General features: G+C 72.1%; 29 protein-coding genes. 17 read left to right on the forward strand and 12 right to left on the reverse strand.

What is annotated here, in order from left to right:
* Window positions 1-4: 4 nt before the first annotated feature.
* The 3 genes from GQQ93_RS06685 to GQQ93_RS06695 all read left to right on the forward strand — a co-directional run bounded on the left by GQQ93_RS06685 (window position 5) and on the right by GQQ93_RS06695 (window position 1,851).
* The gene (locus GQQ93_RS06685; protein ID WP_157423468.1) at window positions 5-961 is read left to right on the forward strand and encodes a phosphoribosylaminoimidazolesuccinocarboxamide synthase; all 957 of its coding nucleotides are present in this window, start codon (window positions 5-7) and stop codon (window positions 959-961) included.
* Between the two features lie 91 nt (window positions 962-1,052).
* Window positions 1,053-1,427, forward strand: a complete 375-nt coding sequence (locus tag GQQ93_RS06690) for a helix-turn-helix transcriptional regulator (RefSeq protein ID WP_170296144.1) — start codon at window positions 1,053-1,055, stop codon at window positions 1,425-1,427.
* 10 nt (window positions 1,428-1,437) lie between these two features.
* Window positions 1,438-1,851, forward strand: coding sequence for a VOC family protein (locus GQQ93_RS06695; protein ID WP_157423470.1), 414 nt, complete (start codon window positions 1,438-1,440; stop codon window positions 1,849-1,851).
* 62 nt (window positions 1,852-1,913) lie between these two features.
* Here GQQ93_RS06695 and GQQ93_RS06700 read toward each other — a convergent pair whose 3' ends face one another.
* The 3 genes from GQQ93_RS06700 to GQQ93_RS06710 are packed head-to-tail and all read right to left on the reverse strand — an operon-like array spanning window position 1,914 to window position 3,399.
* Window positions 1,914-2,822 (reverse strand): EamA family transporter, encoded by a 909-nt coding sequence (locus GQQ93_RS06700; protein ID WP_246192157.1) that lies wholly within the window; start codon window positions 2,820-2,822, stop codon window positions 1,914-1,916.
* On the reverse strand, window positions 2,819-3,199 hold the full coding sequence (locus GQQ93_RS06705) for a type II toxin-antitoxin system death-on-curing family toxin (protein ID WP_212277276.1): 381 nt from the start codon (window positions 3,197-3,199) through the stop codon (window positions 2,819-2,821). Before GQQ93_RS06705 ends, GQQ93_RS06700 begins: the two co-directional genes overlap by 4 nt.
* Complete coding sequence (locus tag GQQ93_RS06710) at window positions 3,196-3,399, reverse strand: ribbon-helix-helix protein, CopG family (RefSeq protein ID WP_157423471.1); 204 nt, start codon at window positions 3,397-3,399, stop codon at window positions 3,196-3,198. Before GQQ93_RS06710 ends, GQQ93_RS06705 begins: the two co-directional genes overlap by 4 nt.
* Before the next feature lie 150 nt (window positions 3,400-3,549).
* Here GQQ93_RS06710 and GQQ93_RS06715 point away from each other — a divergent pair, with 150 nt between their 5' ends.
* The 3 genes from GQQ93_RS06715 (at window position 3,550) to GQQ93_RS06725 (ending at window position 5,790) form a co-directional block, all read left to right on the forward strand.
* Complete coding sequence (locus tag GQQ93_RS06715; RefSeq protein WP_157423519.1) at window positions 3,550-4,392, forward strand: VOC family protein; 843 nt, start codon at window positions 3,550-3,552, stop codon at window positions 4,390-4,392.
* Between the two features lie 26 nt (window positions 4,393-4,418).
* Window positions 4,419-5,111, forward strand: a complete 693-nt coding sequence (locus GQQ93_RS06720) for an MOSC domain-containing protein (RefSeq protein ID WP_157423472.1) — start codon at window positions 4,419-4,421, stop codon at window positions 5,109-5,111.
* A gap of 97 nt (window positions 5,112-5,208) precedes the next feature.
* A complete protein-coding gene (locus tag GQQ93_RS06725; protein WP_157423473.1) occupies window positions 5,209-5,790 on the forward strand; it encodes a response regulator transcription factor in 582 nt (193 codons plus the stop codon).
* 41 nt (window positions 5,791-5,831) lie between these two features.
* Here GQQ93_RS06725 and GQQ93_RS06730 read toward each other — a convergent pair whose 3' ends face one another.
* On the reverse strand, window positions 5,832-6,482 hold the full coding sequence (locus tag GQQ93_RS06730) for a TetR/AcrR family transcriptional regulator (protein ID WP_157423474.1): 651 nt from the start codon (window positions 6,480-6,482) through the stop codon (window positions 5,832-5,834).
* 221 nt (window positions 6,483-6,703) lie between these two features.
* Here GQQ93_RS06730 and kynA point away from each other — a divergent pair, with 221 nt between their 5' ends.
* The 3 genes from kynA (at window position 6,704) to GQQ93_RS06745 (ending at window position 10,083) form a co-directional block, all read left to right on the forward strand.
* A complete protein-coding gene (gene kynA / locus GQQ93_RS06735) occupies window positions 6,704-7,582 on the forward strand; it encodes a tryptophan 2,3-dioxygenase (RefSeq protein WP_376862850.1) in 879 nt (292 codons plus the stop codon).
* Window positions 7,583-7,753: 171 nt separating this feature from the next.
* On the forward strand, window positions 7,754-8,827 hold the full coding sequence (locus GQQ93_RS06740) for an amidohydrolase family protein (RefSeq protein ID WP_157423521.1): 1,074 nt from the start codon (window positions 7,754-7,756) through the stop codon (window positions 8,825-8,827).
* Window positions 8,828-8,859: 32 nt separating this feature from the next.
* Window positions 8,860-10,083: a kynureninase gene (locus GQQ93_RS06745; protein ID WP_157423522.1), complete on the forward strand. Its 1,224-nt coding sequence runs from the start codon at window positions 8,860-8,862 to the stop codon at window positions 10,081-10,083.
* On the opposite strand, the gene GQQ93_RS17860 is transcribed toward GQQ93_RS06745, so the two are convergent.
* The gene (locus tag GQQ93_RS17860; protein WP_170296141.1) at window positions 10,058-10,570 is read right to left on the reverse strand and encodes a hypothetical protein; all 513 of its coding nucleotides are present in this window, start codon (window positions 10,568-10,570) and stop codon (window positions 10,058-10,060) included. The two genes, GQQ93_RS06745 and GQQ93_RS17860, sit on opposite strands and share 26 nt — an antisense overlap.
* Before the next feature lie 315 nt (window positions 10,571-10,885).
* Between GQQ93_RS17860 and GQQ93_RS06755 the strand changes: the two genes are divergently transcribed.
* Window positions 10,886-11,248 (forward strand): hypothetical protein, encoded by a 363-nt coding sequence (locus GQQ93_RS06755; RefSeq protein ID WP_157423476.1) that lies wholly within the window; start codon window positions 10,886-10,888, stop codon window positions 11,246-11,248.
* 12 nt (window positions 11,249-11,260) lie between these two features.
* Here the strand turns inward: GQQ93_RS06755 and GQQ93_RS17865 are convergent, their stop codons facing one another.
* On the reverse strand, window positions 11,261-11,680 hold the full coding sequence (locus GQQ93_RS17865; protein WP_170296142.1) for a DUF1304 family protein: 420 nt from the start codon (window positions 11,678-11,680) through the stop codon (window positions 11,261-11,263).
* 133 nt (window positions 11,681-11,813) lie between these two features.
* On the opposite strand from GQQ93_RS17865, the gene purS reads away from it, so the two are divergent.
* The 4 genes from purS to GQQ93_RS06780 all read left to right on the forward strand — a co-directional run bounded on the left by purS (window position 11,814) and on the right by GQQ93_RS06780 (window position 14,718).
* Window positions 11,814-12,146, forward strand: coding sequence for a phosphoribosylformylglycinamidine synthase subunit PurS (gene purS / locus GQQ93_RS06765; protein WP_170296143.1), 333 nt, complete (start codon window positions 11,814-11,816; stop codon window positions 12,144-12,146).
* 17 nt (window positions 12,147-12,163) lie between these two features.
* Window positions 12,164-12,862, forward strand: a complete 699-nt coding sequence (purQ, locus tag GQQ93_RS06770; RefSeq protein ID WP_157423479.1) for a phosphoribosylformylglycinamidine synthase subunit PurQ — start codon at window positions 12,164-12,166, stop codon at window positions 12,860-12,862.
* A 273-nt stretch (window positions 12,863-13,135) separates the two neighbouring features.
* Window positions 13,136-14,068, forward strand: a complete 933-nt coding sequence (locus GQQ93_RS06775; protein WP_157423480.1) for an endonuclease domain-containing protein — start codon at window positions 13,136-13,138, stop codon at window positions 14,066-14,068.
* Between the two features lie 134 nt (window positions 14,069-14,202).
* Window positions 14,203-14,718, forward strand: coding sequence for a tetratricopeptide repeat protein (locus GQQ93_RS06780; RefSeq protein ID WP_157423481.1), 516 nt, complete (start codon window positions 14,203-14,205; stop codon window positions 14,716-14,718).
* Between the two features lie 251 nt (window positions 14,719-14,969).
* On the opposite strand, the gene GQQ93_RS06785 is transcribed toward GQQ93_RS06780, so the two are convergent.
* Window positions 14,970-16,118, reverse strand: a complete 1,149-nt coding sequence (locus GQQ93_RS06785) for a M14 family zinc carboxypeptidase (RefSeq protein ID WP_157423482.1) — start codon at window positions 16,116-16,118, stop codon at window positions 14,970-14,972.
* Between the two features lie 231 nt (window positions 16,119-16,349).
* Window positions 16,350-17,069 (reverse strand): flavodoxin family protein, encoded by a 720-nt coding sequence (locus GQQ93_RS06790; protein WP_157423483.1) that lies wholly within the window; start codon window positions 17,067-17,069, stop codon window positions 16,350-16,352.
* 144 nt (window positions 17,070-17,213) lie between these two features.
* Here GQQ93_RS06790 and GQQ93_RS06795 point away from each other — a divergent pair, with 144 nt between their 5' ends.
* Complete coding sequence (locus GQQ93_RS06795; RefSeq protein WP_157423484.1) at window positions 17,214-17,762, forward strand: OsmC family protein; 549 nt, start codon at window positions 17,214-17,216, stop codon at window positions 17,760-17,762.
* Window positions 17,763-17,844: 82 nt separating this feature from the next.
* Here the strand turns inward: GQQ93_RS06795 and GQQ93_RS06800 are convergent, their stop codons facing one another.
* From GQQ93_RS06800 to GQQ93_RS06810, 3 genes are read right to left on the reverse strand one after another with little or no spacing between them, the layout of a single operon-like run.
* The gene (locus GQQ93_RS06800; RefSeq protein WP_157423485.1) at window positions 17,845-19,482 is read right to left on the reverse strand and encodes a GMC oxidoreductase; all 1,638 of its coding nucleotides are present in this window, start codon (window positions 19,480-19,482) and stop codon (window positions 17,845-17,847) included.
* Window positions 19,479-20,429 (reverse strand): diacylglycerol kinase, encoded by a 951-nt coding sequence (locus GQQ93_RS06805; RefSeq protein WP_157423486.1) that lies wholly within the window; start codon window positions 20,427-20,429, stop codon window positions 19,479-19,481. Before GQQ93_RS06805 ends, GQQ93_RS06800 begins: the two co-directional genes overlap by 4 nt.
* Window position 20,430: 1 nt before the next feature.
* Complete coding sequence (locus GQQ93_RS06810) at window positions 20,431-22,119, reverse strand: FAD-binding oxidoreductase (protein WP_246192158.1); 1,689 nt, start codon at window positions 22,117-22,119, stop codon at window positions 20,431-20,433.
* Window positions 22,120-22,139: 20 nt separating this feature from the next.
* On the opposite strand from GQQ93_RS06810, the gene GQQ93_RS06815 reads away from it, so the two are divergent.
* On the forward strand, window positions 22,140-22,736 hold the full coding sequence (locus tag GQQ93_RS06815; RefSeq protein WP_157423487.1) for a TetR/AcrR family transcriptional regulator: 597 nt from the start codon (window positions 22,140-22,142) through the stop codon (window positions 22,734-22,736).
* On the forward strand, window positions 22,703-24,358 hold the full coding sequence (locus tag GQQ93_RS06820) for a glycerol-3-phosphate dehydrogenase/oxidase (RefSeq protein WP_246192160.1): 1,656 nt from the start codon (window positions 22,703-22,705) through the stop codon (window positions 24,356-24,358). Before GQQ93_RS06815 ends, GQQ93_RS06820 begins: the two co-directional genes overlap by 34 nt.
* Window positions 24,359-24,464: 106 nt before the next feature.
* Here GQQ93_RS06820 and GQQ93_RS06825 read toward each other — a convergent pair whose 3' ends face one another.
* Complete coding sequence (locus tag GQQ93_RS06825) at window positions 24,465-25,934, reverse strand: catalase (RefSeq protein ID WP_157423488.1); 1,470 nt, start codon at window positions 25,932-25,934, stop codon at window positions 24,465-24,467.
* Window positions 25,935-25,992 lie beyond the last annotated feature (58 nt).

The raw sequence follows: 25,992 nt of genomic DNA on the forward strand, positions 1-25,992 counted from the left end.
GAGCATGAACGACACCGGTGAACTGCCCGGCTGGACCCACGTCTATTCGGGCAAGGTGCGCGATCTCTACGTGCCGACGAAGCTGATGACCGACGACGACAGCTGGACGGGCGACCCGCTCGCCACCTCCCCCGTCGTGCTCGTCGTCGCGAGCGACCGGGTCAGCGCGTACGACCACCTGCTCGAGCCCGCGATCCCCGGCAAGGGGGCGCTGCTCACCTCGCTCACCCACTGGTGGATCGACCAGCTGCCCGAGGTGCCGAACCACCTGGCGCACCCGCTCGACGACCGGCTCGAGGCACTCGAGCTGCCCGAGGTGCCCGCCGAGGTCGCCGATCGGGCGACCCTGTGCCGCACGCTCGACATGTTCCCGATCGAGTGCGTCGTGCGCGGCTACCTCACCGGCGGCGGCTACAAGGAGTACGTCGCGACGGGGGCGATCGGCGGCATCCCGCTGCCCGAGGGCCTCGAGAACGGCGACCGCCTGCCCGAGCCGATCTACACCCCCGCATGGAAGGCCCCGCTCGGCGAGCACGACGAGAACATCACGTACGAACGCACGGTCGAACTCGTCGGCGAGATCGTCGCCGAGCAGCTGCGGGCGCTCTCGCTCGAGATCTTCGCCCGGGCCTCCGCGATCGCCGAGGCGCGCGGCGTGATCCTCGCCGACACGAAGTTCGAGTTCGGCGCCGACCGCGCGACGGGCATCGTGACGCTCGCCGACGAGGTGCTCACGAGCGATTCGAGTCGCTACTGGGATGCCGCGGTGTTCGCCTCGGCCGCGACGCCCGAGCTGCGCATGGCGAGCTTCGACAAGCAGATCGTGCGCGACTGGCTGAGCGCCAACTGGGAGCAGTCGGTCTCGGAGACGCCGCCGACCCTCCCCCACGAGATCGTCGAGCAGACCGCGGCGCGCTACCGCGAGCTGCTCGAGCGGCTCGAGCAGCCGGCCGGCGTCTGACGGGGCATCCGAACCGGTTCGCGCGCCCCTGTGCCAGAGTGGTGACGTGAACCTCGACGATCTGGTGCGCCTGCGCCGGGCCCGCGACACGATGGACCGCGACTACGAGCAGCCGCTCGACGTCGAGGCGCTCGCGCGCGTCGCGCTGATGTCGTCGGGGCACTTCTCGCGCAGCTTCCGCGAGGCGTACGGCGAGACGCCGTACGGCTACCTGATGACCCGGCGCATCGAGCGGGCGAAGGCGCTGCTGCGCCGGGGCGACCTCAGCGTGACCGAGGTCTGCTTCGCGGTCGGCTGTACCTCACTCGGCTCGTTCAGCTCGCGCTTCAGCGAGCTCGTCGGCGAGAGCCCGAGCGCCTATCGCGCCCGCTCGCACGAGGTCGCCGCGCCCATCCCCGCGTGCATCGTGAAGGTGCAGACGAGACCCGTCAGAAATGGAGAAGCGGGTCAGGCCTCGCCTCGGTAGCGTCGGGGGCATGGACATCTCACTCTCCCAGTGCTTCATCGCCGTCGACGACCACGAGACCGCGATCCCGTTCTACCGCGACGTGCTCGGCCTCGAGGTGCGCAACGACATCGCCTACGAGGGCATGCGGTGGGTCACCGTCGGTTCGCCGTCGCAGCCCGACGTGAACATCGTGCTCGAACCGCCGATCGCCGATCCCAACGCCACCCAGGCCGACAAGGATGCCGCGGCGCAGCTGCTGGCCAAGGGGCTGCTGCGGGGCGTCAACTTCTCGACCTCCGACGTCGACGCGACCTTCGAGACGATCCGGGCGGCGGGAGCCGACGTGCTGCAGGAGCCGATGGACCAGTTCTACGGGGTCCGCGACTGCGCGTTCCGCGACCCCGCGGGCAACATGCTGCGCTTCAGCCAGCCGCGCGCGTAGGCGCGCTCGCGCCGCGCGGGCCGTGCCGCGCCGTGCCGACGCCGCCCTCGCGGGCGCCGCCGTCAGACCCGTTCTTCGAGCGGCGCGAGATCGGGGTCGTCGTTCGCGCGCTCGCGGATGCCGCCGCGCTGCGCGCCGGCCCCCGCGAGCACCACCAGCACGATGCCCGCGACCTGCGCCGCCGACGGGATCTGCGCGAGCACGAGCACACCGAGCAGCACGCCGAAGGCGGGCTCGAGCGCCATGAGCGTGCCGAAGGCGGTGTGCGTCATGCGGCGGAGTGCGAGCATCTCGAGCCCGAACGGAATCACGGGGGCCAGCAGCGCGAGGCCCGCGGCGATGAGCAGCACCCGCCAGTCGAGGTGCCCGATCACCTGCGGCACGCCGACGAAGGCGGTCACGACCGCGGCGATCGGGATCGTGATCGACAAGCCGCTGATTCCCGAGAAGCGGTCGCCGACCTTCTGCGTGAGCAGGATGTAGACGCCCCAGCCGGCGCCGGCGAGCGCGGCGAACCCGACGCCGAGCAGATCGACCTCGCCGTGCCACGGCTCGGTCAGGAGCACGACTCCGGCGAGCGCGAGCACCGGCCAGATGAGCATGCGCCGACTGCGGCTGCGGATCGCGGCGACCGCGAGCGGCCCGAGGAACTCGATCGCGACGGCGGTGCCCAGCGGGATGCGTTCGATGGCCGAGAGGAACGCCACCATCATCACGCCGGTGGCGACGCCGAGCCCGGCGAGCGGCAGCACATCGACGCGACGGATGCGCCGCAGCGGCGGCCTCGCGATGGCGATGAAGAAGACCGCGCCGAACGCCAGCCTCAGCCATGCGGTGCCGCCCGCGCCGAGCAGTTCGATCAGCGGCACCGACAATGCCGCCGTCGCCTGGATCATGAGCATCGCGGCGACGGCCATCGTCCACGGCGGCACCCGGTCGACGATGCGGTTCGCGCCGTTTTCGCGGCTCATTCGGCACCCGTGATCGGCACCGTTCGGGCCTCGAGCCAGGCGATCACCTCGGGTCGTTCGCGGTCGCCCGCCGCGATCGCGCGCACGAATCGGTCGATCGCGACCGGGTCGGGTTCGACGAGGTCGTGGCCGTTGAGCTCGAAGAAGACGGCGGTCACGAGCCACCCGAGCCGCTTGTTGCCGTCGAGCAGCGGGTGGTTGCGATTCAACCCGATGAGCAGCACGGCGGCCTTCTCGTGCAGCCCCGGGTGCACCTCTTCACCGAACACCGGCATCGGTGCGGCGAGCGCCGAAAGCAGCAAGGTGCGGTCGCGCACATGGAACCCGCGCGAGGCGAGCCACTCTTCGACGTCGCTCGGCTCGACGTACTCGGTCACTGCGACAGCAGGTCGAGCGCGTCGGCGTCGCGAGCCTCGATGCGCGCGAAGGCGGCGCGAGTGCGCTCGGTCTTCGCGGTGCGCTCGGCACGTTCGCGGATGGCGGCGAGCACGACGTCGTTCTTCGAACGGTGCTCGCGCGCGGCGAGCTCGGTGAGCAGACGGTCGTCCTCTTCGGAGAGGCGCAGCGTGAGTGCCATGGGATCACCTCCAGTGATACCGAAATGGTATCACTCGGGCGCCGCGGCGGCGCGTCCGGAATACGTTCGCCGAGGCATCCGTTATCATTAGTTGTGCTTACAACCAATGGGGCGCCCGAGGGCGCCGGACTCCTCGCGGCCGACACCGGCATGGGCGCCGTGACGCTGCGTGTCGCCGACCTCGACGGCATGATCCGCTACTACCGCGACGGCGTGACGCTCGAACTGCTGAGCCACGACGGCCCCGTCGCCGTGCTCGGTCGCGGCACGACGCCGATCGTGATCCTGCAGCACGCACCCGAGCTGAAGCACGCGTCGCCGCGCGACGCGGGACTCTTCCACACCGCGATCCTCTTCGACACCCGCGAGGCGCTCGCGACCGCGATCGCGTCGGTCGCGACCCGCTACCCCGGCACCTTCACCGGCAGCGCCGACCACCTCGTGAGCGAGGCCTTCTACTTCACCGACCCCGAGGGCAACGGCGTCGAGCTGTACTTCGACCGCGACCGCTCGCAGTGGAGCTGGGTGCACGGCACCGTCGAGATGGCGACGATCTACCTCGACCCGAACGGCTACCTGCGCGAGCACCTCGGCGAGACCGGCACGGCCGCCGTCGCCTCGGGCGACCGGCTCGGCGATGCGGTCGTGGGGCACGTGCACCTCTCGGTCGGGGATGTCGCGAGCGCGCGCGAGTTCTACGTCGAGCGGCTCGGCTTCGAGACGACCGCCGAGATGGGCGACCAAGCGCTGTTCGTCTCCGCCGGCGGCTACCACCATCACATGGCGATGAACACGTGGAACAGCCGTGGTGCCGGCCGACGCGGACTCGCGCTCGGTCTCGGCAAGGTCGAGATCGTCGTGCCCACGGCCGACGACCTGGGCGAGCTCGGCGAGCGCATGGCCCACTATCGCGTAGGTACTCGCGACGACGGCCGAACGCTGGCGTTCGACGACCCGTGGGCGAACCTCGTCGAGGTGCGTGCGGCGGAGTGATCGCGGCCGCCCGATAGGCTGCCCCGATGAACTTCCCGCTGCGTTCGATCCGCCGATACCCCGTCAAGGCGATGGGCGGCGAGGCGCTGACCGAGGTGCGGCTCGATGAGCGCGGCCTCGCCGGCGATCGCTGGTTCGCGGTCGCCGACGACGACGGCAAGTTCGCGTCGGGCAAGAACACGCGGCGGTTCCGCCGGCGCGACGCGGTGTTCGAGTACTCGGCCTCGACGACGGCGGATGGCTCGGTGCAGGTGCAGCGCGGCGACCACGGGCTCTGGCTCGTCGGCGACGACGAACTCGACGCCGACCTCACCGAACGCATGGGGGCGGGCGTGCGCATCATCTCCGAGAGCGACGTCTCCCTGCAGGACGGCGGGGAGATCTCGATCATCGGCACCGCCTCGCTCGCGTGGTGCGCCGAGCACTTCGGCATCGACGCCGACCCGCGCCGGCTGCGTGTCAACCTCGTCGTCGAGACGCACGAGCCGTTCATCGAGGAGACGTGGATCGGCAGCACGATCACCGTCGGCGACGCCCGGCTGCGAGTCGTCGAGCGTATCGAGCGCTGCCGCACCGTCGACGTCGCACAAGACGGGGCGACGGCCGAGGGCCGGCTGTTGAAGCCGCTCACGAAGGCGCGGGAGATGTCGCTCGCCGTCTACGCCGACGTCGTCGAACCCGGTGTCATCAGGGTCGGCGACCCGGTCGCCACCGCCTGAGTCGCGGACGGTTCCTGCGAATCGGGAACCGTCACGGGGCATCCGGACATATTCCTTGCAGAGGCCGTACCCGGCGGCCCCGACGAGGGAGCCCGACATGCACCACGACCGGAGCGACGTTCGAGCGGTGGTCGTCTCGCCGCGACGTCTGATGCGCATCGCGCTCTCGAACCTGCTGAGGGCGCAGGGCATCGGCTCGGTGGGTGAGGCCTCCGGGTACACCGAGGCGATCATCGCGGCCGACGCCGATCGGGCGCAGCTCGTGGTCGTCGACCTCGAGCTCTCGACCGAGCACGGCGCCGGCTTCCTGCACGAACTCCGCGCGACGGGCGGCAATCCCGGGGTGCTCGCGCTGCACCGGGGGTCCTCCCCCGGCGAGACGGGCCGCGACCGCGGCATCCTGCTGCTCGACCCCGAGGCCGCACCGGCCGAGCTCGCGAGCGCCGTGCAGACGCTCTGCGCGGGGCGCGGCGCGCATCGGCTGCCCTGTCTCACGCCGCGTCAGCTCGAGGTGCTCGGGCTCGTGGCGAAGGGGTATTCGAACGACGAGATCCGGCGCGCGCTCGCCATCAGCCTGCCGACCGTGAAGCAGCACGTGCGCGACATCTTCGCGCGGCTCGGGGCGAGCTCACGGCTCGAGGCGGTCTACCGGGCCCGCGCGAGCGGGGTGGTGGTCTAGATGCAGGCCCCCGACGCCGGCCCTGCACCGGCGGCCCCGACTCACCGAGGTGCGGGACGCGGGCCCTTCGCGTGCGACATGTCGTGGAAGGCCGCGAACGCCTGCCCGGGCACGGGCATCGGCGTCGTACCGGGCCGGGCGCGCAGCCCGTCGAGCACGATGGTGAGCTGGCGTCGCCAGAACGGCAGGTACTCTCCGCCGTACTGGCCGAGCGAGCCGAGCATGTCGACGAGGATGCCGAGGTCGACGGCCGTGACGTCGGCCCGCAGCGCCCCCTCGGCCTGCGCGCGGGCGACGAGACCGTCGACCAGCGGCTCGAAGTCGGCCCCCGGCCGATGCGTCGGATCGAGCTCGGCCACTCGCCGCATGACCGCGGGCAGGTACGGCGAATCCGCGACCCAGGCGCCGAGCCGCTCGACGTAGAGCTCGACCGATCGCCAGCCCGTCTCGGCGCCGAGGATCTCGGGTGCGAAGTCGTGCAACTCGGCGACCGCGGAGTCGTAGATCTCGCGCACGAGCGCGTCGCGATTCGGGAAGTGCCGGTACACGGTGCCCGCGCCGACCCCCGCGCGCGCCGCGAGCTCGTCGAGCGGTGCGTCGATGCCGCGCTCGGCGAAGAGCTGCCGCGCTTCGCGAAGCAGGCGTTCGTGATTGCGCCGCGCGTCTCGGCGCGACGACACCGACGAGGTCATCGCTTCACTGTACGCGCAAACATCGCGTATGATTCGGAGGGTCGCCTCCGTTTACCCGAGACGGACCGACGTTCCTTCGGGGGAAGAAGGATCGCGGCGCGACGGGCACGAGCCGGTTCGACCGGGGCGGGGGCGCCCGTCGCGCCGGCTTCGGACGGGCCGGTGGCCTCGATACGCTCCGTCGACGCGCCTCGAACGACTGTCACGCATAGGCTTGACGGGTGACTGAACACGAAGGCGTGAGCGACGGGGTCGCCGAGAACACCCGCACCATCGAGGCATCCGTCGTCACCGACTTCAGCGATCGCATGAGCTACGGCGGCTATCTCGACCTGCCGACCCTGCTCAGCGCGCAGCGCCCGATCTCGCGGCCCGAGCACCACGACGAGCTGCTGTTCATCATCCAGCACCAGACGACCGAGCTCTGGCTGAAGCTCGTGCTGCACGAGCTCGAGACGGCGCGCGACCTGCTGCGCGCCGACGAGCTCGGCCAGGCGCTCAAGTGCATCGCCCGGGTCAAGCACATCCAGAAGACGCTCACCGAGCAGTGGTCGGTGCTCGCGACGCTGACGCCCGCCGAGTACGCGCAGTTCCGCGGGGTGCTCGGCAACGCGAGCGGGTTCCAGTCGTACCAGTACCGCGCGGTCGAGTTCGTGCTCGGCAACAAGAACGCGAAGATGCTGCAGGTCTTCGAAGCGGATGCCTCGGCCACGACCCTGCTGCGCCACGCCCTCGAGTCGCCGAGCCTCTACGACGAGTTCCTGCGGCTGCTCGCACGCGCGGGCTACCCGATCCCCGCGTCGGTGCTCGAACGCGACGTGACCCTCGCGTGGACCTTCACGCCCGAGCTCGTGCCCGTGTTCGCGCAGATCTACGGCGACACCGCGGCGCACTGGTCGGCGTACGAGACCTGCGAAGAGCTCGTCGACCTCGAGGACAACTTCCAGCTCTGGCGGTTCCGGCACCTGAAGACCGTGGAGCGCATCATCGGTTCGAAGCCCGGCACGGGCGGGTCGAGCGGAGCGCCGTTCCTGCGGCGCGCGCTCGAGCTGACCTTCTTCCCCGAGCTGTACGCGGTGCGCACCGAGATCCCGGGCTGATCCCGTGCCCCCGCGCAGAAGCCCGCACTGCCCCGCGATCATCGCTCTTCGCTCGATCCTGTTCCGCTCCGAACCTCTCCGCGCTGAACCTCTCCGCGCTGAACCTCTCCGCGGTGAGCCTCTTCTCTTCCGGGGGTCGAATTCCGCCAAACCCGTGGGGGTTCGCACGTGATGATGTCGGAAAGCGACCCCCGGAGCGGGGGTGCGGGAGCGTGGCGACGGGCGCGGCGCTCGCTGAACGGCGCCCACGCGGGCGAGCTCGGCGTCGTGCTGCCGCCGTTCGTCGATCACCACGTGCACCTCGAGCTGACGAACCCCGAGCCGGCGGTCGACCGCGGCATCGCGGGGGTCGTCGACCTCGGGGCGAACCCCTCGGTCGTCGCCGCGCGGGCCGCACGCGACGGGCTGCCCGCGATCGCGTTCGCGGGCGCATTCCTCACCGCGGTCGGCGGGTACCCCTCCGACCGGTCGTGGCGGCCCGAAGGCAGCGTGCGCGAGGTCCCCGCGATCGACGCGGACGCGATCGATACCCCCATGGCCGACACCAGCGTGACCGTTCCCCCGACGACCGGCGCCCGCGGCCACTCCGCCCTGCCGGGCCCGATCGAGGCCGCCGTCGACGAACAGCACGCGTTCGGGGCATCCCTCGTGAAGGTTGTGCTCAACGCCGACGCCGGGCCGGTCTTCGACCGCGCCACGCTCGACGCGATCGTCGCAGCGGCGCACGCGCGCGGCCTCTCGGTCGCGGTGCACGCCGAAGGCGCCGGCTGCGCCGCGCTCGCGATCGACGCGGGCGCCGACGCCCTCGTGCACACGCCGTGGACCGAACGGCTCGACGACGCCCTCATCGCCCGGGCCGCCGCAGGACAGGTGTGGGTCTCGACGCTCGCCATCCATGCGCGCGACGCAGGCTCCGACTCCCCCGAGCTCGCCCGCGCGCTCGACAACCTCGCCCGCTTCCACGCCGCGGACGGGCGGGTGCTCTACGGCACCGATCTCGGCAACGGCGAACTGCCCGTCGGGGTGAACGCCGCCGAACTCGCACTCCTCGCGCGGGCCGGACTCGGGGCATCCGACCTCGTCGATGCGCTGACCGACCCATGGCCGCGCGCCGCCCGCGAAAACTGGGGCCTCGATGGCGTCGCGACCTTCGTACCCGGCGCGCCGCCCGCGGCGCCCGACGACCTGCCCGCCTGGCTCGCGACCGCCCGCGTCGTGCCGGCCGACGATCTGGAGATGCTGTGACCCTCGACCCGAACCTCGCCTTCGCCCGCCGCATGGACCGCGCCGACGGGCTCGCCCACTACCGCAAGCGCTTCGCCGGCGCCGACACCGACCTCGTCTACTTCGACGGCAACTCGCTCGGCCGACCGCCCGTGTCGGCGATCGAACGGGTCGAACGGTTCCTCCGCGAAGACTGGGGCGGTCGCCTCATCCGCGGCTGGGACGAATCCTGGCTGCAGCTGCCGACCGAGATCGGCGACCGCATCGGCCGCGCCGTCATCGAGGCGAAGGCCGGCCAGACCGTCATCGGCGACTCGACGACCGTGCTGCTCTACAAGCTCGCCCGCGCCGCGGTCGACGCCCAGCTCGCACGCGACCCCGCCCGGCGCGAGATCGTGATCGACACCGACAACTTCCCGACCGACCGGTACATCGTCGACGGGATCGCCCGCGAGAAGGGCATGCGGCTGCGCTGGATCGACGTCGACACCTCGTCGGGCGTGACGCCCGAGCAGCTCGCCGAAGCGGTCGGCCCCGAGACGGCACTCGTCGTCGTCTCGCACGTCGCCTACCGTTCGGCGTACCTCGCCGACGCCCCCGAGCTCACCCGCATCGCGCACGACGCGGGCGCACTCATCCTGTGGGACCTCTGCCACTCGGCCGGTTCGGTGCCCGTGCACGCCGACCTCTGGGGCTTCGACCTCGCCGTCGGCTGCACCTACAAGTACCTCAACGGCGGGCCCGGCTCGCCCGCGTTCGCCTACGTGCGCGAAGACCTGCAGGGCGTGGTCACCCAGCCGATCCAGGGCTGGTGGGGCACCAAGGACATGTTCACGATGGGGCCCTCGTACGAGCCGGTCCCCGACATCCGCCGCTTCGTGAGCGGCACCGCCCCGATCGTGGGCATGCTCGCCATGGAGGAGACACTCGCCATGATCGAAGAGGCGGGGATGCCGCAGCTGCGCGCCAAGTCGGTCGCCCTGACGTCGTTCGCCATCTCGCTCGCCGACGAGTGGCTCGCCCCGCTCGGCGTGACGCTCGCCTCCCCCGCCGACGCCGAGGAGCGCGGCGGCCACGTCACCCTGCACCACGACGCGATGCGCGAGGTCACCGCACGGCTCTGGCAGCGCGACGTCATCCCCGACTACCGAGACCCCGGGGGCCTGCGCATCGGCCTCTCGCCGCTGTCGACGAGCTTCGAAGAGGTGCATCGCGGGCTCGACCTGACACGAGAAGTGCTGCGCGAGGTGCTCACCGAGCGGGCGGGGCTGGGGTAGGGGGACGGGTCGTCTCAGCTTCATACGGCGGGAGGCCGGCCCGACGCCGAGCAGCGGCGATCTCGTCGAGCGCTGCGCCGAGCAACCACCGGTCGTCGGCGCGCTTGCGCGCCCCGTCGAGCAGGACGAAGATCACCGCTCCGGCCACGATCGCCGTGGCCAGGGCGAACGACCACCGGCTGAATGCACTCGCCGCGAGCCCGATCGCGACGCAGGCGCCGAGGATGCCGAGAACGGCTGCCGAGTTGACTGCTTCGCGCGGCACCACCTTCTGTCGTGAGCGACCGAGCCACGTGAGCATCGTCGCGATGACCGCGACGGCGATGACGCATGCGATCACCGAGACGGAGAGCGCGGTGTCGGTCGGCATGAGGACCATGCCTGCACCACGCTTACCGATGAGGAAGACCGTGAAAGCGCCGGGAAGCAGCGGCCGCAAGACCGCGAAGGCGATCAGGCAGGCGACGGAGACGGTCTGCAGGGCCACCAGTGCGCGCTGCTGCGCGAGTGCCGAGCGCCGCAGCGTCCAGCGCCACGATCGCGGCCCGGGGTCGACGTCCCGATCGCGACGACGCCTGCCAGATACCACCATCACCACTCCGTCGTCGTCGCGGGCGCATCGCGCCGGCGGCACGATTTTACCGGGAGGGATGCCTCGTGGAGTACTCCCCTTTCGATGCACACGCCGCATTCGGCATCCGCCGTAGCAACCGACCGGCCCCGGATCAACCCCTCTACCCGAATCGGCCCGCTCGGAGGCGGCGCGCGTAGCATGGCGCATCATCTCTCGAAGGGAGACGCCATGACCGGCACCGAACGCAACATCGACGACGCCGTCCTCGAGGCCCGACGAGCGGCTGAACGCGCCGCGGAGCGCGCGAGCGACGCGGCCGAGGACTTCGGCGACGAGGCGGGCGAACGCGTCGAGGACGTCATCGACGCCGTCGGCGAGGTGATCCGAGACGTCCGCGACGGCGCGAGCGGCGCGGTGGAGAACGTCGCCGCCCAGGCGAGCGCCGCGGCCTCGGGCGCCCGCGAGTCGCTCGACGAGGGCGTGGCCTACGTGAAGGCGCAGTACCGGGAGCGTCCGGGCGTCGTCATCGCGATCGGCGCGATCGCGGTGCTCGCCCTGGGCCTCGCGATCAAGGCGCTCACGCGGCGCTGACGACCACGGCGCTCACGCCGCGGCCGCAGGCTCCACCGCCGACCGGCCGCGGCGTCCGCCCAGCACGATCGCGAGGATGACCGCGAGCGCGAGTCCGAACTCGAACACGGCGGAGAGCCACAGCTCGGGCGCCGTGATCACGAGCGAGACGCCGAGCACGACGTGCATCGCACTGATGGTCAGGATGATCGCGCGGCCCGCGACCTCCTGGGCGCGGTGCACGAGCACGAGCCCGACGACGACGGCGGCGCCCATGAGCATGTTGTAGACCCCGACGTTGCGCGTCCACAGCGCGACGGCGTCGTACTCCTCGGGCTCGATCAGGAAGATGGGATACAGCTCGGGGCTGCGGAAGAAGAACGTTTCGAGGACTCCGACGGTGATGAGCGTCAGCGCCTCGAGGGCTGCGAGCACCTGCGCGACGGGATTCATGGGCGCATTCTCGTCCTGCGCCGAATGATCCGCATCCACCGTCGCACCCCCAGTCCGCGGCACCGCGGGGAAGGCCTGCGCCGGCACGTTAGAATCGAGGCATCCAAACCTCGACACCGGACGGAGAACCGCGGTGCCCACCATCGTCGTCGACGTGATGCCCAAGGCCGAACTGCTCGACCCCCAGGGGAAGGCCGTCGCCGGCGCCCTCGCCCGCACCGGCCACACCGCATTCAGCGGCGTGCGCATCGGCAAGCGATTCGAGCTCACCGTCGACGGGCCCGTCGACGACGCGCTCCGCGCGAACGTGCAGCAGATCGCGGAGGAGATCCTCTCGAACCAGGTCATCGAGGACGTCGTGGGCATCCACTACGAGGTGACCAACGCCGAACTCGCCGAAGAGGCCGCCGAGGCCGCCTCGGTCGCGGGCGACGGCTTCGGCGCCCCCGCCGGCGAGACCCACTGAGCCCGGGGAGCGATCGCATGCGCATCGGCGTCATCACCTTCCCCGGCTCGCTCGACGACCGCGACGCGCAGCGCGCGGTGCGGCTCGCGGGCGGCGAGCCCGTCGCGCTCTGGCACGGCTCGCACGACCTCGAGGGCGTCGACGCGCTCATCCTGCCCGGCGGGTTCAGCTACGGCGACTACCTGCGCTGCGGTGCGATCGCCTCGCTCTCGCCGATCATGACCGAGGTCGTCGCGGCCGCGAACGCCGGCATGCCGGTGCTCGGCATCTGCAACGGCTTCCAGATGCTGACCGAGGCGGGCCTGCTCGAGGGCGGGCTCATCCGCAACGACCACGGCTCGTTCATCTGCCGCGACCAGGTGCTCACCGTCGAGAACACCTCGACCGCGTGGACCGCCGAGTTCGAGGCCGGCCAGCTGATCACGATCCCGCTGAAGAACGGCGAGGGCGGGTTCATCGCCGCAGGCGACACGCTCGACCGGCTCGAGGGCGAGGGTCGCGTGGTGTTCCGCTACGTCGACGTGAACCCGAACGGCTCGCTGCGCGACATCGCCGGCATCTCCAACGCCCGCGGCAACGTCGTCGGCCTGATGCCGCACCCCGAGCACGCGGTCGAGCCCGGCTTCGGCCCCGACACCGCGGCCGCGATGCGGTCGGGCGTCGACGGACTCGGCTTCTTCACGAGCGTCGTGAAGCGGGCACTCGTCGAGGCGTAGGCCCCGGCCGGCGCCTCGCCCGGCACTCGCTCGGGTCACGCCCCGCCGAGTCGCCGAAAGGCGCGCTTCTCGCACGCGGTTCGAGCGGTTTTCGGCGACTCGGGTGCGCCACCCGGGCCGCCGACCCTCGACGCCCCGATCACGCCCCGCCGAGTCGCCAGAAGTCGCGCATCCCATGCGCAGTTCGAGCGGCTTTCGGCGACTCGGGTGACCGCGGCGCTGGGCTGTGGAAGATCGGCGTCGGTCCGCCGCAGAGTGCGGCAGAGTGACGGGATGCCGCGACGCGTCCCCATCCCGATCGACCTGCAGGCCCGCGCCTTCTCGATCTCGGAGGGGCTGTACGCCGGACTCGGCGAGAGCCGCCTCCGCGGACGCGATCTCGTGCGGCCCTTCCACGGGGTGCGGGCGGTCGGCGCGGCATCCGGCGTGGTCGCACGATGCCGCAGCTACCTCCCTCGTCTCCGCGACGGGCAGTTCTTCAGCCATGAGATCGCGGCCTTCCTCTGGGGCATGCCGAGGCCGAGACGGTTCGAGGCCGCCGACCCGCTGCACGTCTCGTCGTTCGTTCCCGAGCGCGCTCCGCGCACGCGGGGCGTCGTCGGCCACGAGCTCCGACCCGGTCGGGCCGAGGTCGTCGGCCGATCGGGGCTGCCGGTCGCCGATGCGGCGTCGACCTGGTTGCACCTCGCCTCGGTGCTGGGTCTCGACGATCTGGTGGCGGCGGGCGATCATCTCGTGCTCGACCCCGCGGTGCTCGAACTCGACGACCCGCGTCCGTACCTCGGAGTGGACTCGCTGCGCGCCGCTGCGGACGGATTCCGGGGCCGGGGCAGGCGCCTCGCGGTCGAGGCAGTCTCGCTCGTGCGCGTCGGGGCGGAGTCCCGACCCGAGACGCTGCTCCGGCTCCTGCTCATGAGGGCGGGACTGCCCGAGCCAGAGCTCAACTTCGTCGTCGAGGGTGCCGGCGGCCGGTTCCTCGCCCGCGTCGACCTGGCCTACCCGGAGTTCAAGGTCGCCGTCGAGTACGACGGAGACCAGCACCGCAGCGACTCCCGTCAGTACGACCACGACATCGCGCGCTTCGATCGTCTGCACGATGCCGGCTGGCACGTCGTGCGCGTGCGCGCCCGCGGGCTCTTCCGCTTCCCCGACGAGACGGCGGCGCGGGTCGAGCGCGTCCTGGCCACCCGCGGTGCCCGCCCTTGATGCGTCGAGTCGCCGATTTCCGCTCGAACCCGGTCATTTTCGCGCGGTTCGTGGCGACTCGACGCTGCGGTGAAGCGCGGCGGCGAGCGCTCGGCGCACGGGCGCGCGGGCCCGCGCGACGGCATACTGAACGGATGCCACGCCCCACGTCGCCCGAACGGCAGGATCGTCTCGCCGAGATCTTCGCCGCCCGCGACCGCTCGAACATGCGACCGACGATCGAGGCGTTCCTCGGGGTCCTCGCCGAGCACCCCGATGACCCCGAGGTGCTCTACGAGGTCGGCGGGTCGTACGACACCGCCGGCGAGGAGGAGACCGCTGCGGGGTACTACGAGCGTGCGATCGACGGCGGGCTCGCGGGTGACGCGCTTCGTCGATGCCTGCTGCAGTACGGCAGCACGCTGCGCAATCTCGGCCGGTTCGACGACTCGCTCGCCGTGTTCGCGCGGGCCCGCGCGGAGTTCCCCGAGTCCGATTCGCTTCGCGTGTTCGAGGCGTTCACGCTGCACGAGTCGGGGCGCAGCGACGCCGCCGTCGCGACCCTCGTCGAGCTCATCGCCGACCGGCTGCCGACCGACGAGCTGCGTCGTTACGAGCCGGCGCTCCGCGGCAACGCCGCCTACCTGGCCGAACGCGACGCTCGGCACTGACGCGAGGCATCCGGCCGTTCGAGTCGCCGAAAACCGCTCGAAATGCGGCGGTTTCGAGCGGTTTTCGGCGACTCGAAGGATGCGAGCGGCGGGATGCGAGCGGCGGGATGACGCGCGCGGGATAGCGCGCGACGGGACGGCGCGCGACGGGACGGCGCGCGACGGGACGGCGCGCGCCGGGACGGCACAGCGACGGCCGGCCCCGATTTCGGGACCGGCCGCCGCCGGATCCTGCCTGAGTCGCGCCCGCGTCAGAAGGACGCCGGGATCACCCCGGAGTCGGTCTGGTACGCGGTCACCGGCGCGTGCGGGATCTCGTCCCAACGGGCCGGGTCCTCCTGCTGCACCTCACCGGTGGCCATGCCGACGAGCAGCTCCTGCAGCGCGAGCACGTTCTGCTTGATCGACTTGCCGCGCGCCTTCTGGCCGAGGCTGCCCTCGCTCGTGTTGCCGCTCGTCTCGAAGAAGATCGCCGGGTTGCTGTGGCCCTCGGGATTCAGCCCGTCGTGGTTCAGCCCGAGCATCATCGCCGAGACGACGCCGCCCTTGATGTCGATCTCGATGCCGCGGCCCACGTCGTAGCGGTCGATGTTGATGTAGCCGTACTTCGAGAGCTCGTCGTAGACGTGCACCTGCATCTGACGGGTGAGCACGTCGTACGCGCCGCCCTGGATGCCGGGCAGCGTGGGCCCGCCGGGAGCGAGCGAGACGCCGAGCGACAGGGTGACCTCGTCGCCGTCGCCGCGCTCGGTCTTGAGGCCCTGGTGGTGGACGTCGACGGCGAACGCCGGGTCGACCATGGTCCAGTACTCGTAGTATCCCTCCGACTCGTCGGCCTCGAACTTGCCGACGCCCCAGTCGCGGTTGAGGTCGATCCGCTTCGCGGTGCCGTCCTGCAGCACGGTGTGACGGATGTTCAGCTCCGAGCCGTCGGGGTTGTACATCGGGATGACGTGGAAGGTGTATCTCTCGCGCAGCAGCTTCCACTCGGGCGAGCCGTTGGTGCCGAGCTCCTTCAGCACGGCGAGCAGCGAGTCGGTGCCGTAGGGCTCGTTGCCGTGGATTCGGCCCTGCAGCCAGACGGCCTCGGGGCCGTTGCCCACGGTCGCGACGTAGAGGTCGCGACCCGACTCGGAGGTGTTCACCGCCGTGCCCGCCTCGGCGAGCGTGAAGGCGTCGAGGCCGAAGCGCGAGGTGTTCTCGAGCTTCTCGAGCTCGGCCACGAGGTCGGCGTAGTCGAGCATGCTCGAGATGTTGGTGTTGCCGTTCGGCGACGGGAAGTTCGCGTCGGCGAGGGCGGGGGAACCCGCGGTGAGCGGGGCGGCGAGCGCGAGCGCTGCCGTGGCGGCGAGCGTGATCGAGCGTCGGGTGCGCGGTTGGGACTTCGAGCCGTTGGTCATACTTCTCCTCTTCGAGATGGGCATGGCGCTTCTGCGACACGAATCCGAGGGAGTCGGTGCAACCGCTTCCCCCGAGACGTATGGGCAGCCTATGGAGCGCCGCCATCGCATCTCAAGAGACGGGCGTCCGGATTGTTCAACGATCTGCACCCGTTCGTCCCTGCTTCTCGCCGGCCCCTCCGGGCGCTGCCCGAAGCGGGTACGCTGCGCTTCGACCCGTGGATCAGGCGCTCAGCGGTATTCGGGGTTCGCCTCGAAGCCGAAGCGCTCGCCGCCGTCCCACTCCGCACGGACGTTGCCGCCGACGGGAAAGCCGCCCGCATCCTTCAGCAGGCGCGCGAGGTGCAGCAGGTTGTACGTCATGAACGTCGTGTTGCGGTTGGTGAAGTCGTTCTCGGGTCCGCCCGATCCGGGATCGAGGTAGCTCGGGCCGGGGCCCGCCTCGCCGATCCACCCGGCGTCGGCCCCCGGCGGGATCGCGTACCCGATGTGCTGCAGGCTGTACAGGATGTTCTGCGCGCAATGCTTGATGCCGTCTTCGTTGCCGGTGATGATCGCCCCGCCGACCTTGCCGTAGTAGACGTACTGGCCGCGATCGTTCACCAGGGCGCTCATCGCGTAGAGCCGCTCGATGAGCTTCTTCGTGATCGAGGAGTTGTCGCCGAGCCAGATCGGCCCGCCCACGACGAGGATGTCGGCGGCCTCGACGCGCGGCCACACCTCGTCGGGCCAGTCGTCGACGGGCCATCCGTGCTCGCGCATGTCGGGGTAGACGCCGGTCGCGACGTCCAGGTCGACGAACCGCAGCTCGTCGACCTGCACGCGGTGCTCGCGCATCAGCGCGATGCTCGCGTCGATGATGCCCTGCGTGTGGCTCACCTCTGGGCTTCGCTTCAGCGTGCAGTTCACGAAGAGGGCGCGGAGGTCTGAGAAATCCGGCAACTCGGCCATGCGCGCGATGGTACTCGTGACTCGGCTGCGCCGACAGGGGGTCGCGGATGCCTCGGGCGCGCGCCGTTGCGTCGTGTGACACCCGGTGTCGGGGCATGACGGCGCGGTTCGCGACGACGCCGACGCCGCCCCTAGCCTGCCGACATGACCCTCATCGACGATTCCCCCACCACGACGACCGACCTCGCCGCAGAACGCGCCGAGCGCCTGACGGCCGCCGGTGCCGCCTGGGGCGAGCGCATCGCCGCCGCCCCCGGCTCGGCGAAGCTCAGCTACCGCGTCTCGGGCCGCGGCACGGGCTCGGTCGCGACCGAGATCACGGCGGGCAAGCACCGCTTCCTCGTCGACGAGCCCGACGCGCTCGCGGGCGACGACGCCGCGGCGAGTCCTGTCGAGTTCGCGCTCGGCGCCCTCATCTCGTGCCAGGTGGTCGTCTACCGGCTCTACGCGCAGGCGCTCGGCATCGTGCTCGACGACGTCGAGATCGACGCCGAGGGCGACCTCGATGTGCGCAAGCTGTTCGGCATCGACGAGTCGGGTCGCGCCGGGTTCTCGGCGGTTCGCCTGAACGTGAAGCTGCGCGGCCCCGAGTCGGCCGAGCGCTACGCCGAGCTCCAGGCCGCGGTCGACGCGCACTGCCCCGTGCTCGACCTCTTCCAGAACCCGGTGCCGACGACCGTCACGCTGGGCTGATCGGCCCGCCTGCTTCTGCAGGAGATTTGCGCTGAGCGACTCCCTCCGGGCGTGCGAGCGCAAATCTCCTGCAGAAGCAGCATCACCCGAGCAGCGCCTCTTGCGTCGGGCGTGCGTCGTCCGCGCCGCGGCGCGGCCAGTGCGACAGCGCCCGCTCGGCCATCGCCGTGATCGTGAGCGACGGGTTCACGCCGGGGTTCGCGGGCATCGCGGCCCCGTCGACGACGTGCAGCCCGGGGTGGCCCCAGACGCGGTGGTAGGCGTCGACGACCCCGCTCTCGGGCGAGCCCGAGACGACCGCGCCGCCGAGGAAGTGCGCCGTCAGCGGGATGCCGAACACCTCGGGCCACGAACCGCGCGCCTCGGCGGGCACCCCGCCGGCCGACTGCATGCGCGCCGCGATCGCCTGGGCGGCGAGGTGCGCGCCGGGCAGGTGGCTCGGGTTCGGCTCGCCCTCGCCCTGGGCGCTCGTGAGCACCCGCCGGCCGAGTCGAGTGCGCAGCGAGAGGGTGAGCGAGTTGTCGGCGGTCTGCATGACGAGCGCGATGATGCCGCGTTCGCTCCATCGGCGGAGCGAACTCAGTCGCAGGGTCGTGATCGGATGCCGCAGCGCACCGCCGATGAGGGCGCCGAGCCGCACGGGCAGCGGGCGGCCGCCGGGCACGAGCCCGGTCGCGAGCGCGCCCATGAGGTTCGAGCCCGGCCCGTAGCGCACGTTCTCGACGTGCGTGCGCTCGTCGACGTGGAACGAGGTCGTGATCGCGACGCCCCGTGCGAGGCCGAGCCCCTCGGGCACCGACACCGCGACGGCGCCGTCGAGCGCCTCGGAGTTCGTGCGGGTGAGCCGGCCGAGCGCGTCGGAGAGCCAGGGCAGCGCACCCGAGTCCTTCATGCGGTGCAGCAGCTGCTGGGTGCCCCACGTGCCGGCGGCGAGCACCACCTGCTCGGCGGTGACGGTGCGGCGGTCGCGGCGCGCCGTCGCCCCGCTGCGCACGCTCGTCACGGCGTAGCCGCCGCCTGGGAGCGCGCGCACCTCGGTGACGGTGCGCAGCGGCTCGATCGTCGCGCCGAGCCGTTCGGCGAGCGGCAGGTAGTTCTTCGCGAGCGTGTTCTTCGCGCCGACGCGGCAGCCGACCATGCAGTTGCCGCACAGCGTGCAGCCCGTGCGGTCGGGGCCCTCTCCGCCGAAGAACGGATCGGGCACGGTCTCGCCGGGCTTGCCGAAGAACACGCCGACGGGTGCCCGCCGGAAGGTGTCGCCGACGCCGAGGTCGTTCGCGGCACCCGCCATGATGCGCTCGACGGGCCCGTCGTGCGGGTACTGGGGCACGACGCCGAGCATGCGCTTCGCGGTCGCGTAGTGCGGCGCGAGCTCGCCCTGCCAGTCGGCGAGCGCGCCCCACTGCGGGTCGGCGAAGAACGCCGGCCCCGGCTCGTAGAGGGTGTTGGCGTAGTTCAGCGATCCGCCGCCGACGCCCGCCCCGGCGAGGATCATGACGTGCGGCAGCTTGTGGATGCGCTGCACGCCGTAGCATCCGATCGCGGGCGCCCAGAGGTACCGCCTGAGGTTCCACGAGGTCTTCGCGAAGTCGTCGTCGGCGAAGCGGCGCCCCGCCTCGTAGACGTGCACGCCGTAGCCCTTCGCGGCGAGGCGCAGGGCGGCGACCGAGCCGCCGAAGCCCGAGCCGACGATGACGACGTCGTGGTCGAAGGCGGTCATGCGGATGCCTCGCGGCCGGCCTCTGCGGCGACGGCAGCGCCGCTCGCAGCGGGCACGAGCACGGTGAGCGCCCCCGGCACGACCCTGATGCGCGCCCGCCCCGAACCGACGCGCTCGCCGTCGGCGTAGACGACGAGCCCCGGGGCATCCACCTCGACCTGGGTCGCCCTGGCGGTCTCGACCTCGGGCCGGTCGACGTGGGTGCCGCGCAGCAGCAGCGGGAAGAGCCGTGCGAGCTTCGCCCGCCCGAGGGGGCCGACGTGCGTGACGTCGAGCAGGCCGTCGTCGGGGACCGCGGCCGGGCACACCGGCATGCCGCCGCCGTAGCTGCGGGTGCTGCCGACGGCGATGAGGGTACCGGGCGCCGCGCGCAGCGCCTGCCCGTCGGTCGCGTACTCGAAGGGCATGGGGCGCAGGCGCACGAGTTCGACGAGGAGGGCCAGGTAGTAGCGGGCGCGTCCGCTGGGCCAGCGCAGGCGGTTCGTGCGCTCGCTGACGTGCGCGTCGAAGCCGAGGGCGGCGACCGTGAGGAACCGCCTCGTGCCCGCCGCCGACTCGACCTCGCCGACGTCGATCGCGCGGGGCGCGCCGTGCACGGCGAGCTCGGCCGCGTCGGCAGCGGCGTCGGCCGCGTCGAAGGGCAGGCCGAGCGCCCGGGCGAGGTCGTTGCCGGTGCCCGCGGGAACGAGCACGATCGGCACCCCCGAGCCGACGACGGCGTCGAGCACCGACGAGAGGGTGCCGTCGCCGCCGACGACGACGAGCGCGCTCGGCTTCGACGCGACCGCCTCATGGGCGAGCCGGCGGGTGTCGTCGACCGAGCCGCCCGCGTACACGTGCGCCTCGGCCCCGAGCTGTTCGAGCCGGGCGACGGCCCGTTGCGCGGCCTCGGCGCCGCGCCCGCGGCCCGAACTCGGGTTGACGAGCACGACGATGTGCCCGGTCATCTCAGCGGCTCCCGGCTGCGGGCGCGGCCTGCGCCTCGGGCGTCGCCGCTTCGCTCGCCACGAGCGCACCGGGGTTCATGACGCCCGCCGGGTCGAGCTCGGCCTTCACGGCACGCAGCAGGCGCACGCCGACCGGCCCGATCTCGCGCTCGAGCCACGGGGCGTGGTCGCGTCCGACGCCGTGGTGGTGGCTGATCGTGCCGCCGCCCGCCATGATCGCGTCGTTCACCGCCGACTTCACGGGCTCCCACGCGGCGAGCTGCTCGCCCTTCACCCCTGCGAGGATGGTGAAGTACAGCGCGGCACCCGTCGGGTAGACGTGCGAGACGTGGCAGAGCACGAGCGACTTCGCGCCCTGGGCGGCGAAGCCGTCGCTGATCGCGGCGGTGACCTCGCGCTTCAGGCGTTCGAGGTTCGACCAGGTGGTCGCCGTCTCGAGGGTCTCGCAGAAGACGCCGTGGTCGAGCAGTGCGTCGCGCAGGTACGGGGCGTTGAAGCGGCCGTGCACCCACTCCTCTGCGGCGGCGGGGCCGGTCGAGGTGCCGCCGGCCCGGCGCAGCACCTGCGCGGTGCGCGCCTGCCGTTCGGCGGCGAGCTCGGCGTCGCCCTCGAACACGGTGATCGCGCTCGCGCCCTTCGCGAGCGCCTTGCCGATGCGGCCGACCTGGGCGAGCGAGACGCCGGTCTCGGCCTCGTCTGAGAGGCGGATCACGGTGGGCCCGGTGCCGAGCTGCGCGACCCGTCGGAGGGCTTCGGCGCCGGTGGCGAAGTCGGGGAAGGTCCACGCTTCGGCGAGGCGTGCGTCGGGCACGGGGTGCACGCGCAGCCGCACCTCGGTGATGACGCCGAACGCGCCCTCGGAGCCGAGGAAGAGGCGCAGCAGGTCGGGGCCGGCGGCCGAGCCCGGCGCCCGGCCGAGTTCGAGCTCGCCCGTCGGGGTCGCCACGCGGAGCCCCGTGACCATCGCGTCGAAGCGGCCGTTGCCGGCCGAGTTCTGGCCCGACGAGCGGGCGGCGGCGAAGCCGCCGAGGGTCGCGTAGCGGAAGCTCTGCGGGAAGTGGCCGAGCTCGAAGCCGCGCGCGCCGAGCAGGCGCTCGGCGTCTGGGCCGGTCGTGCCGGCGCGCAGCACGGCCTCACCGCTGGCCTCGTCGAGCGAGACGAGCCCCGTGAGCCGGCCGAGGTCGAGTGCGATCACGGCGTGGTGCCCGCCACGCTCGGGGTCGAGTCCGCCGACGACGCTCGTGCCGCCGCCGAAGGGCACGACCGCGATGCCGCGTTCGCCGCAGCGGCGCAGCACCTCGACGACCTCTGCGTGGTCGGCGGGCGTCACGACGGCGTCCGGGGCATCCTGCCGCTGCGCGCGCCGACGCAGAAGGTCGGGCGTGGACCGCCCGCCCGCGTGACGGATGCGCGCCTCGTCGTCGACGGCGAGCTGCGCCGAGCCGACGACGTCGGCGAGCGCGGCCCGGTCGTCGTCGCCGAGCCGCGGGGCCTCGAGCTCGACCTCGTCGAGCCTCGCCGCGGGCGCGGGCTTCGGCGTGCGGCCGAGCAGCATCGGCAGCAGGGTGCGCACCGCGAGCGGCAGCTCCTTCGCCTTCGCGGGGTCACCCCAGCCGTTCCAGCGCATCGGGGCGGATGTCTCGTCGCCCGGCGTCGTGGCGGAGGGGGCGGTGCCGTCTTCGTCGACCATGCGTTACAGTGTGACACATCATGGAAGATCGTCAAGCACTCGAGCTCGACCGCCCCGACTGGAGCGAGGCCGAGGCGCGCATGCTCGACGCGGCCGCCGCCCTCATCGCCGCACGCGGCGTCGGCGGCGTCACCGTCGCCGAGGTCGCTCGCGACTCGGGGGTGAGCCGCCCGACCGTGTACCGCCGCTGGTCGAGCGCCGACGAGATCGTGCGGGCCGTGCTGCACCGCGCGACCGTGTCGCTCATCGCGCAGTTCCCCGAACCCGCGACGACGCGCGACGAGATCGTGCGCGACGTGCTGCGCTTCTCCGAGCTGTTCCGCACCGACCCGCTCTACGGGCGCCTGCTCGAACGCGAACCCGAGGTGTTCACCCGCTACACCCTGCAGCGCATCGGCTCGAGCCAGCGGGTGATCCTGCAGTGGCTCGCCTCGGCGATCGCACTCGCGCAGCAGGGCGGCACCGTGCGCCCCGGCGCCCCGGGCGACCTGGCGGTGATGCTGCTGCTCATCGCGCAGTCGGCGATCCTCTCGCACAACACCGTCTCCACCCTCATCGACGAGCCGCATTGGAGCAGCGAACTTTGGCACGCACTCGACGGGCACCTTCGCCCCTGACCACCGCATCGGCGCCGACACGTGCCACGCACTCCTCGGCGCTGAGTGCCGATCGCCGCGCCCGTGAGCTCGACGCCCTGGCCGCCAGCTCCGAGCCCGTCGACCTGCTCGTCATCGGCGGCGGCGTCACGGGCGCCGGCGTCGCGCTCGACGCGGCGAGCCGGGGCCTCTCGGTCGTGCTGGCCGAGGCGCACGACCTCGCCTTCGGCACGAGCCGGTGGAGCTCGAAGCTCGTGCACGGCGGGCTCCGCTACCTCGCGACCGGTGATGTCGCGGTGGCCCGCGAGAGCGCCGACGAGCGGCACCTGCTGATGACCCGCATCGCCCCGCACCTCGTGCGGAGTCTCCCCCAGCTGCTGCCGTTCGTACCCGGGGTGTCGGCGAAGCAGCGCGTCTTCGGCGGTCTCGGCATGGGCCTCGGCGACGGGCTCCGCATGCTCGCACGCACCCCCGCCCAGGTGCTCGCCCACCCGCGCCGCATCGGCCGCGACGAGGCGCTGCGCCTCGCCCCCGCCCTGCGCCGCGAGGGCCTGCGCGGCGGGGTGCTCGCCCACGACGGGCAGCTCGTCGACGACGCGCGGCTCGTCGTCGCCCTCGCCCGCACGGCCGCGGCGTACGGCGCGACGGTACTCACCCGGGTGCGCGTCTCCGACGCCGACGGCACTGGGGCGACCCTGACCGATGCGCTCGGCGGCGGCACCCTGCGCGTGCGCGCACGGGTCGTCGTGAACGCGGCGGGCGTGTGGGCGGGCGAACTCGATCCCGGAATCCGCATGCGCCCGAGCCGCGGCACGCACCTCGTGCTCGACGCGGCCGCGCTCGGCAACCCGACGGCGGCGCTCACGGTGCCGCACCCCGGCTCGATCAGCAGGTTCGTCTTCGCCCTGCCGCAGCAGCTCGGCCGGGTGGTCGTCGGCCTCACCGACGAGGATGCCCCGGGGCCGGTGCCCGACGTGCCGCAACCCGGCGACGACGAGATCGACTTCCTGCTGCAGACGCTCTCGACCGCGCTCGACCGCCCGCTCGGCCGCGGCGACGTGCTCGGCGCCTTCGCGGGGCTGCGCCCCCTCATCGACACCGGCGGCGACGGCTCGACCGCCGACATCTCGCGCCGCCACCATGTCGCCGTCGCCGACTCGGGGCTCGTCAACGTGCTCGGCGGCAAGCTCACGACCTACCGGGCGATGGCCCGCGACGCCGTCGACCTCGCGTGCCGGCACGCGGGTCTCGCCGATCCCGGGTGCCGCACCGCCGAGCTCGCGCTCGTCGGCGCCGCGGGGTCGACGGTGGCCTTCGCCGGCGCGAGCGCTGGCTCGAGTGCCGCCGGCGCGGGGGCTCAGCCCGTCGACCACGAGCCGCCCGCCTCGCTCACGGCCCGCTTCGGCGCCGAGGCATCCACCGTGTTCGGTCTCGCGAGCTGCGCCGACCCGACCGCGCGGATCGCCGAGGGGATCGACGTGACGCGCGCCGAGATCGAGTTCGCGGTGCGCGCCGAGGGCGCCCTCGACGTCGACGACGTGCTCGACCGCCGCACCCGCATCGGGCTCGTTCCGGCCGACCGCGATCGCGCGCACGATGCATCCGCCGAGCTCGTGCTCGCCTCCCTCGCGTCGCCCGCCTGAGGGTTTCGAGACGCGTCGCCGCTCCGCGGCGGCGCTCCTCAGCCAACGATCACTCCGCTGGTCGAGGAGCGCCCGACGCAGTCGGACGCGTCTCGAAACCGGGAGGTTACGCCGCCGCGCCGTCCTCAGCGGCCGTCGCGTACGCCGAGCGCAGCACCCCGCCGAGCTCGACGTCGACGTTCGTCCAGTACTGGAAGAAGCGCTCGCGGATCTCGTCGATCGTGATCGCCTGCGCCTGGCCGAGCAGGGTCGCCTGCAGGCGCAGCTTCGACTCGGCCGAGTAGACGTCGCGGTAGAGGGCGCCCGCCTGGCCGAAGTCGCTGTCGTCGGCGCGCAGCGTGTACGCGGTGCGCACGAGCTCGCCGTCGCCCTCCCACGACCCCTCGCCCGCGGCCTCGGCCGAAGCGGTCGGCCCGCCGAACGAGTTCGGCGCGTACACCGGCACCGAGGGCGCGTTGTAGTGGTGGCGCTGCGCGCCGTCCTGCGAGTAGTTCGCGACGGATGCCGCGTGCGGCGCGTTCACCGGCAGCTGGTTGTAGTTCGTTCCGACCCGGTAGCGCTGCGCGTCGGGATAGCTGAACACGCGCGCCATCAGCATCTTGTCGGGGCTGATGCCGATGCCCGGCACCGTGTTCGCCGGCGAGAACGCCGCCTGCTCGATCTCGGCGAAGAAGTTCTGCGGGTTGCGGTCGAGCGTCAGCGTGCCCACCTCGATGAGCGGGTAGTCGGCGTGCGGCCACACCTTCGTGAGGTCGAAGGGGTTGAAGCGGTAGCTCTTCGCCTCCTCGTAGGGCATGACCTGCACGAACACGTCCCACTTCGGGAAGTCGCCGCGCTCGATCGCCTCGTGCAGATCGCGGCGGTAGTAGTCGGCGTCGGCCCCGGCGATCGCCTCGGCGGTCTGCGCGTCGAGGTGCAGGTCGCCCTGACGCGACCGGAAGTGGTACTTCACCCAGAACCGCTCACCCTCGGCGTTGATCCACTGGTAGGTGTGCGAGCCGTAGCCCTGCATCTCGCGCCACGACCTCGGCAGGCCGCGGTCGCCCATGAGGTAGGTCACCTGGTGGGCCGACTCGGGCGAGAGGGTCCAGAAGTCCCACTGCATGTCGGCGTCGCGCAGGCCCGAGCCCGGCAGTCGCTTCTGCGAGTGGATGAAGTCGGGGAACTTGATGCCGTCGCGGATGAAGAACACCGGGGTGTTGTTGCCGACGAGGTCGTAGTTGCCCTCCGGTGTGTAGAACTTCAGCGAGAAGCCGCGCACGTCGCGCCACGTGTCGGGCGAGCCCTGCTCACCCGCGACCGACGAGAAGCGCAGCAGCGTCTCGACGCTCGCGCCGGGCTGGAAGAGGGCCGCGCGGGTGTAGCGCGAGACATCCGCCGTCACCTCGAAGCGGCCGAACGCGCCGCCGCCCTTCGCATGCACGATGCGCTCGGGGATGCGCTCGCGGTTGAACTGCGCGAGCTTCTCGACGAGATAGCGGTCGTGCAGCACCGTCGCGCCGTCGGCGCCGGCGCTGAGCGAGTGCGCGTCGCTCGCGACCGGGGTGCCGGTCTGGGTGGTGGTTCGGTTCGTCATGCGTTCGTCCTTCGTTCGGTGGCGGGCGGGTGACGATGCCGCGGCAGGGCGCGGCGAC

Source organism: Agromyces lapidis, from assembly GCF_009749405.1.
In the GTDB taxonomy this organism is placed as follows: domain Bacteria; phylum Actinomycetota; class Actinomycetes; order Actinomycetales; family Microbacteriaceae; genus Agromyces; species Agromyces lapidis.